The 8,247-nt window shown below is 74.7% G+C and carries 6 protein-coding genes; all 6 read left to right on the top strand.

Features of this window, described 5'->3' with window-relative positions; all coding sequences use genetic code 11:
* Positions 1–2,589 (top strand): ATP-binding protein (locus BN948_RS24925; protein WP_035624696.1); only part of this gene is annotated, 2,589 nt, incomplete at its 5' end.
* Positions 2,590–2,740: 151 nt separating this feature from the next.
* Positions 2,741–3,043 (top strand): hypothetical protein, encoded by a 303-nt coding sequence (locus BN948_RS24930; RefSeq protein WP_009516357.1) that lies wholly within the window; start codon positions 2,741–2,743, stop codon positions 3,041–3,043.
* Between the two features lie 175 nt (positions 3,044–3,218).
* Positions 3,219–5,816 (top strand): bifunctional lysylphosphatidylglycerol flippase/synthetase MprF, encoded by a 2,598-nt coding sequence (gene mprF / locus BN948_RS24935; RefSeq protein WP_009516358.1) that lies wholly within the window; start codon positions 3,219–3,221, stop codon positions 5,814–5,816.
* A gap of 129 nt (positions 5,817–5,945) precedes the next feature.
* Positions 5,946–6,302, top strand: a complete 357-nt coding sequence (locus tag BN948_RS24940) for a hypothetical protein (RefSeq protein WP_009516359.1) — start codon at positions 5,946–5,948, stop codon at positions 6,300–6,302.
* 2 nt (positions 6,303–6,304) lie between these two features.
* Positions 6,305–7,795, top strand: coding sequence for a Do family serine endopeptidase (locus BN948_RS24945; RefSeq protein WP_009516360.1), 1,491 nt, complete (start codon positions 6,305–6,307; stop codon positions 7,793–7,795).
* 52 nt (positions 7,796–7,847) lie between these two features.
* Positions 7,848–8,247, top strand: a 400-nt coding sequence (locus BN948_RS24950) for a hypothetical protein (RefSeq protein WP_035624699.1), incomplete at its 3' end; no start/stop codon positions are given.

The raw sequence follows: 8,247 nt of genomic DNA on the forward strand, positions 1-8,247 counted from the left end.
CCCATGGCCCCCGAACAAGCCCCCACCCCGATCAGCGAACTCTCGCTCGACGACGGCGCCGCCGGCGCCGCCGCCGCCGCGCGCGCGCCGCGCTGGCGCGAGCTGCTGCTCGACCGCGCGGTGATCCTGCCGCTGCTGATCGCCGCCTGCCTGGTGGCCGGCCTGGGCGTGGGCCTGGCCACGTTGCGCCAGCAGTTGCTGGACAGCGAGGAACGCATGCTCGCGGCCCTCTCCAGCGCCCTGGCCGACCAGGCCGACAGCGCGCTGGCGGCGGCGCAGACCGCCATGCAGGCCACGGCCGAGGAGATCGCGGGCGGCGCCTGGACCCCCGACACCCCGGTGGCCGCCGCGGTGCTGCGCGCGCGCGCCGCCGCGCTGCCGGCGGCGCGCCAGATGCTGCTGCTGGACGCCCGCGCCCGCGTGCTGCAGGCGGCCGATGGCTCGCTGGACGAGCCGGCGCACGACCGCGCCGATTACTTTCACAGCGCGGCAGGCGCTGCCCCGGGCTCGGCCCACATCGGCGCGCCGACCACCTGGCCCGGACACCGCACACCCTGGATCCCGCTGTCCATGCCCTGGTACTCGCCCGATGGGCGCCACCACGGCGTGATCGTGGTGGCGGCCGACACAGCCCTTCTGCTGGGCGGCTTCGACCGGCGACGGCCCGCGCCCGACGCGCGCCTGCGCGTGTTGCGCACCGACGGCACACCGCTGCTCGAGTCCGAGCCGTCCAGCGGCTGGCCCCAGCGAGCCGGCACGCTGCGCCCGCCCACCGGCGTGGCCGCGTGGACCCAGATCGTGGACGCGCCCGGCGACGACGGCCAGACCCACGGCCTGCTGCTGGCCGGCCACGCGATGCAGCGCGCGCCGCTGGCGGTGGTGCTCTCGCGCGACACGCACGTGGTGCTGGCCGACTGGCGCCTGCAGGCCTGGCTGGTGGGCGGCTTCGCGCTGGCCGCGCTGCTGGTCACCACCGTGCTGAGCCTGCGCCACGCGCGCGAGCAGCGCTGGCGCGAGCACAGCCAGCGCGACCTGCAGCGCCAGCGCGAACGCGCCGCGCGCGCCTTCGCCGCCGCGCGCGAGGGCCTGTGGGAATGGGACCCGGCGAGCGAGCGCCACTACCTCTCGCCGCGCATGCGCGAGCTGCTGGGCTTCGACGCCAGCGCCAGTGCGCCGCCGGCCACGCACGCCCTGTCCTGGCCCGAGCGCGTGAGCCAGGACGACCGCCGCCGCCTGCGCGAGGCGATCGACGCCCACGTGCGCGAGCGCACGCGCGACTTCTCCGTCACCCTGCGCGTGACGCCGCCGGGCGAGCCGCCGCGCCACGTGCGCCTGCGCGGCCAGGGCCTGCGTGACGCGCAGGGGCAGTTGTTGCTGCTGGCCGGCACGGCCTATGACGTATCAGACGAGGTGGCGGTGTCGGAAGCCGCGCGCCGACTCGACGAACAGTTGCAGCGCGCGCGCCAGTTCGAGGCCCTGGGCGCGCTGGCCGGCGGCGTGGCGCACGACTTCAACAACGTGCTCGCGGCCATTCTGGGTTTCGGCGAACGCGCGCGCGCCCTGGCGCCCGAGGGCAGTGCCCTGGCCGGCCACGTGCAGCACATGCTCAGCGCGGGCGAGCGCGGCAAGACCCTGGTGGCGCGCATGATGGCCTTCGGCCGCACCGGCCAGGGCCTGCGCCAGCCTTACCGCCCGCGCGCGCTGGTGCAGGAGGCCTGGACCCTGGCCGTGCAGGACGTGCCCGAGGGCGTGGACGCGCGGCTCGATCTCGACGCCGACGACCAGGAGCTGGTGGGCGATGGCGTGGCCTTCTTCGAGGCCGCACTCAACCTCATGCGCAATGCAGTACAGGCCGTGGGCGAACGCGGCACGCTGCGCGCGCGCCTGTTCACCGAAACCGTGGAGGGCCCGCGCGTGCTGTGGCAAGGCAGCCTGCGCCCGGGCCGCTGGCTGGGCCTGCTGGTGGAGGACGACGGCCCCGGCATCGAGCCGGCGCACCTGCCGCGCCTGCTGGAGCCCTTCTACAGCACACGCGGCGCGCAGGGCGGCACTGGCCTGGGCCTGGCCGTGGTGCACGCGGCGGTGCGCGACGCGCACGGCGCGATCGAACTGCGCACCGCACCGAGCGAAGGCACGGCCATCACCCTGCACCTGCCGCTGCCCGAACCCGCCGCCGCGCACCCGGCGCCCGGCGAGGCCACCGCGTGGTCGGGCCAGGGTGAGGTGGTGATGGTGGTGGACGACGAGCCCGCGCTGGTGGCCTTGCTGGAGGAGCACCTGGCCGAGCGCGGCTTCGAGCCGCGCGGCTTCAGCGACGCCGAGCGGGCCTGGCGGGCCTTCGAGGCCGAGCCGTCGCTGTTCGCCGCCGTGTTGAGCGACCAGGCCATGCCGCGCCTGAGCGGGCTGGAGCTGATCGAGCGCTGCCGGCGCCTGTCGCCCGGCGTGGTGGCCCTCATCGCCACGGCCTACGGCGGCACCGACTTCGGCGCCCGCGCCAGTGCCGCCGGTGTGCAGGCGGTGCTGGCCAAGCCGCTGGACTGGGCCGAGCTGGACGCCGTGCTGCAGCGCCTGCTGCACGCCCCGCGCTGATCCGGCGCCGATCTGGCGCCACATTGCAAGTGAAATGCCGCCCCCCGGGCGGTGACACGCCGCGATGCACGAGCGCCGCCACGATCCGCCCCGTGGTCGACGACACGCAGCATCGACCGCGACACAAGCCCACTGCGACCACGGAGTTTTCATGCTGAACACGCGCAACACCCTCATCGCCGCCGCCATCCTCGCGCTGGGCGCCAGTGCCTGGGCGCAGGGCACCTCCAGCGGCGCGCTCAAGCCACCGGCGCCGCCGATGCCGGCGACCGCCGCCATGCCGACCACCCCCGCGCCGGCCACCGACAAGATGGCGAAGAAAGACCACGACAAGCACGCCACCAAAAAGACCGAGAAGCAACACGCGGCCAAGAAAAAGGACCACGCGATGAAGCAGACCGCCCACCAACCGGCCGCGAAGGCCGGTGACAAGGCCACCAGGCCCGCGCAGTAAGCCCTGTTGCCTGTACAGACGGCCGGCCGGACGGGCCCGTGCCGTTTGCCCCCTTGGCGGGCCCTCGTGGCCCGCCTTTTTTCATCCGTCTTTTGATGAGCCGCCGTGGTCAGGTATGCACACCCGGCGCCGCCTTTACCGCAGCATGGCGGCACACCCGCTCCACCCGCCGCCGATGACACCCCGTCCCTGGCCCCGACCGACCCTCGCCACACTGGCCCGCTGGCGGGCCTGGCCCTGGCGCTGGCTGCTCAGTCTGGCCAGCCTGATCCTGCTCGCGCTGGCGCTGTGGTGGCTGCACCGCGAGCTCGCTCACCTGCGCCCGGCCGACGTGCGTCGCGCCCTCGCGGCCCTACCCGCCACGGCGCTGCTGGCCGCGCTGCTGGCCACCGCCGTCAGCTACGCCGCGCTGGCGGGGCAGGACGCGCTGGCCCTGCGCCTGATCGCCCGCCCGCTGCCGGCGCGTCGCGTGGCCGCCACAGCCTTCATGGCCACGGCCGTGGGGCACAACCTGGGCTTCGCCCTGGTCAGCGGCGGTGCGGTGCGCCTGCGCCTGTACGGCGCCTGGGGCCTGTCGGCCGCCGAGGTGGCCACCGTCATGGGGCTGGGCGCCCTGGGGCTGGCCATGGGCCTGCTGTTCTGCGGCGGCCTGGCGCTGACCCTGACGGCACCGACGCTGCTGGCGGCGCTGGGCCTGCCGGCGGTGCTGGGCCATGGGGCCGGCCTGCTGCTGGCCGCGCTGCCCCTGGCCGGCTTGGCCTGGCTGGCCCGCGCGCGCCCGGGTGAACCCCTGCCCTGGTGGCCCTACCCGCGGCCACGGCCCGCGGCCGGCGCGGCCTCGCTCGCGCTGGCCGTGGTCGACCTGTCGGCCGCCTCCCTGGTGTTGTGGAGCCTGCTGCCCGCCGGCACGGTGGACTGGCCGGCCTTCCTGGGCCTGTTCGTGCTGGCCGCGCTGGTGGGCATCGCCAGCCACGTGCCTGGCGGGCTGGGCGTGTTCGAGGCGGTGCTGCTGGCCGGCCTGCCGCAGGCGAACGCGCAGGACCTGCTGACCGCGGCCCTCGCGTACCGCGCCATCTACTACCTGTTGCCCCTGGCGCTGACGGCGCTGATCGCCAGCACCATGTTGCTGCGCGCGCACGGGCGGCGCTGGTGGCGCCTGGCGCGGCGCGCGCAGCCCGCGGTGGTCTGGGTGGCACCCTGGGTGGGCAGCGCCATGGTGTTCACGGCCGGCGCGGTGCTGCTGGTCTCGGGCAGCCTGCCCGCGCGCGGCGAAAGGCTGCACTGGCTGGGCGGCGTGATGCCCTTGCCGCTGCTGGAGGTCTCGCACCTCGCGGGCAGCCTCATCGGCCTGGCGCTGCTGGTGCTGTCGCAGGCGCTGCTGCGCCGCGTGGCGGCGGCGCACCGGCTCGCGATGCTGCTGCTGCTCGCGGGCGCGGCGGCTTCGCTGGTGAAGGGGCTGGACGTGGAGGAAGCCGCCATCGCGCTGCTGACGGTGGGCGTGCTGCACGCGGGGCGCGCGGCCTTCCACCGCCCCGCGCGCTGGGAACCGACCGACCTGGGCCCCGCGGCCTGGCTGGGCATTGGCGCGGTGGTGCTGGCCAGCGTGTGGGTGGGCCTGTTCAGCTACCGGCACGTGGAGTACCGCAACGACCTGTGGTGGCACGTGGCGCTGCGCGCCGACGCGCCGCGCTACCTGCGCGCCACGCTGCTGGTGGCGGTGGCCTGCGCCACGCTGGCCCTGTGGCAGGCGGTGCAGCCCCGCCCGCCGGGCCGCGCGGCGCCCTCCGCCACCGACCTGAAGGCGGCCCGCCGGCTGGTGGCCGAGGCCCCGCGCACCGACGCGGCCCTGGCCCTGCTGGGCGACAAGCGCCTGCTGATCGACCCCGAGGGCCTGGCCTTCGTGATGTACCAGGTGCAGGGCGGCAGCTGGATCGCCATGGGCGACCCGGTGGGCGCCGCGCCCGAGGGTGACCGCCTGGCCTGGCAACTGCTGGAAATGGCCGACCGCCACGGCGCGCGCGCGGCCTTCTACCAGGTGGAAGCGCACCGGCTGCCGCTCTACCTGGACATGGGCCTGGCCGCCACCAAGCTCGGCGAGGAGGCCATCGTGCCGCTGGCCGGCTTCAGCCTGGAGGGCCCGGCGCGCGCCAACCTGCGCCGCGCCCACCGCAAGGCCGAGCGCGAGGGCCTGCGCTGCGAGGTGATCGACGCGGCGCGGGTGGACGCCGAGCTGCCGCGCCTGAAGGCCGTGTCCGACGCCTGGCTGCAGAGCAAGTCCACGCGCGAGAAGGGCTTCTCGCTCGGCCGCTTCGACGGGGCCTACCTGCGCCACTTCCCGCACGCCCTGGTGTGGCGCGGCGACGAGCTGGTGGCCTTCGCCAACCTGTGGACCGGCAACGGCCGCGCCGAACTGTCCGTCGACCTCATGCGCCACACGCCGCAGGCGCCCGGTGGCGTCATGGACTACCTCTTCGTGGAGGCCATGCGCTGGGGCGCGGCGCAAGGCTTCGAGCGCTTCAACCTCGGCATGGCGCCGCTGGCGGGGCTGGAGACGCACCCGCTGGCGCCGCTGTGGCACCGCATGGGCACGGCGCTCTTTCACAACGGCGAGCACTTCTACAACTTTCAGGGCCTGCGGGCCTACAAGGCCAAGTTCGACCCGGTGTGGCAGCCGCGCTACCTGGCCGCGCCCGGCGGCCTGGCCCTGCCCGGCGTGCTGTTCGACCTGGCCAGCCTCATCGGCGGCGGCTGGCGCGGCATCGTCGCGCGCTGAAGTCCGTTTCAGACGAAACATGGCCGCCGCCCGAGGTAGCCCGCCCGCAACCTCGCGCGCCCATGCTCACCTCCACGCCGGCACCGTGGCAATCCCGCCACCGCACCGGCCCCAGCCACTGGAGTTGTCATGCAACAGAACCCACTGCCCTCGTCGGTCACCGGCATCGATTCCCTGATCCACGCGGCCGGCCACCACCGCCCGCTCGCACCAGGCCTGCCCGCCACCGACCTCGCGCCGCTGCTCGACGACGTGCGCGACGCCATGGTCGCCATCTACTGCGACCACGACGCGCAGGCCGCGCACCGCATCGAGCACGCGCGCTCGCTGTTGCGCGACCAGGCGGGCTCGTCGATGGCGGCCTGGTCCCTGCTGGAGGAAGCGGCCTTCCACCTGCGGCTGCACCACCCGTGGTCGGCGCTGTCGGCGCTGCGCCAGGCGGGTGATGCGCTGCTGATGGTGCGTCTGGATGGGGGGAGAGCCTGACCATGGCCACGAACACACGCTATCTGCGCCATCGCCTGCTGCCACTGGTGGCGGCCATGCTCGTGTCAGGCGCCGTGGGCGGCCTGACCGTGGGCTGGGGCCTGTCGCGTCAGGCCGAACCCGGCACCGCGCCCGCCGCCACCCCCACCGCCTTCGTGCGCACCGCAGCCCCGGTCACGGCGCCCGGCGCCGGCCAGGTCGACTTCGCCGCCATCGCGCAGGCCAATGGCGCGGCGGTGGTCAACATCTCCGTCAGCGGCACACGCCGCGTGGGCTTGCAGGGTGAGGGCCCGCGCCAGGGCATCAGCCCCTTCGGCTTCCCCTTCCCGTTCCCCGACGGGGGCGAAGCGCCGCGCAACGACATCGTGCGCGGCCAGGGCTCGGGTTTCATCGTCGACAAGGACGGCGTGATCCTCACCAACGCGCACGTGGTCGACGGCGCCTCGCGCGTGACGGTGAAGCTGCCCGACCGGCGCGAGTTCCAGGCCCGCGTGCTGGGCACCGACCCGATGACCGACGTGGCCGTGCTCAAGATCGAGGCCAAGGACCTGCCCACCGTGCCGCTGGGCTCCGAGAAGGACCTGCGCGTGGGCGACTGGGTGCTGGCCATCGGCTCGCCGTACGGCTTCGAGAACACCGCCACCGTGGGCGTCGTGAGCGCCAAGGGCCGCTCGCTGCCCGACGAAAGCTACGTGCCCTTCATCCAGACCGACGCGGCCATCAACCCCGGCAACTCCGGCGGCCCGCTGTTCAACGCCAAGGGGCAAGTCGTGGGCATCAACTCGCAGATCTTCAGCCACACCGGCGGCTACCAGGGGTTGGCCTTCTCCATCCCGATCGACGTGGCCCTGAAGGTGAAGGACCAGATCGTGAAGACCGGACAGGCGCAGCATGCGCGCCTGGGCGTGGCGGCGCAGGACGTGAACCAGCCGCTGGCCGAGTCCTTCGGCCTGGACGCGCCACGCGGCGCGCTGGTGGCCCAGGTGGAGCCCGGCAGCCCCGCCGACAAGGCCGGCCTGCGCTCGGGCGACGTGATCCTGCGCGTGGGCAAGGACCCGGTGGAGCGCATCGCCGACCTGCCTCTGCTGGTGGGCCAGGCGGCGCCCGGCGAGCGCGTGGAGATCGGCTACTGGCGCGACGGGCGCGAGGCCAAGACCTCGGTGGAACTCGCCAGCGCCGCCGACTCGCGCACGGCGTCCGCCAAGGGCGACGGTGCCGCCGGCAGCGAACACAAGCTCGGCCTGATGCTGCGGCCCCTGAGCGAGCCCGAGCGGCGCGCCAGCGGCGCGCGCCAGGGCCTGGTGATCGAGGACGTGACGGGCGCCGCCGAACTCGCGGGCGTGCAGGCCGGCGACCTGCTTGTCGGCATCAACGGCAAGCCGGTGAACACGGTCGACGAGGTGAAGGCCGAGGCGCGCCAGGCGAAGCAGTCCATCGCGCTGCAGCTCATGCGCGACGGCGCCACGCTGTTCGTGCCGCTGCGCGTGGGCTGATCCGGCCCCTCTCCGCCCTCTCCGCCGGGCGCGCTGCCTACAATGCGCGCCCGTGCGGACCCTTTCTTTTCGTCATCGACTGCGCCTGACCTGGACCCTGGCCCTGCTGGCCTGGTTCGCGCAGTTGTGCCTGCCGGTGGCGCACGCCGCCCTGATGGCGCAGCCCTCCGGGACGATGGCCGCCTGGTGCGGCGACCCCACGAACGCGCGTGAAGCCACGGCCGCTCTGCCGGCCGAGATCCGTGAGGCGCTCGCGCTCGATGCGATCGACGCCGATCACCTGGCCGCTTGCGCCCAGCTGTGCGCGGTCGGCTCCACGCCGATGCCGTTGCCCATGCCGGGCTCGGTCCCTTCGGCCCCCGTGGCCGACACCGTCTTCGCGCCAGCGCGGCAGACGCCGGTGGCCGCGCGGCGGCACGCCCTGCCGCCGCCGTCGCACGGCCCGCCCCTCG

This window comes from Hydrogenophaga intermedia, from assembly GCF_000723405.1.
GTDB lineage: Bacteria > Pseudomonadota > Gammaproteobacteria > Burkholderiales > Burkholderiaceae_C > Hydrogenophaga > Hydrogenophaga intermedia.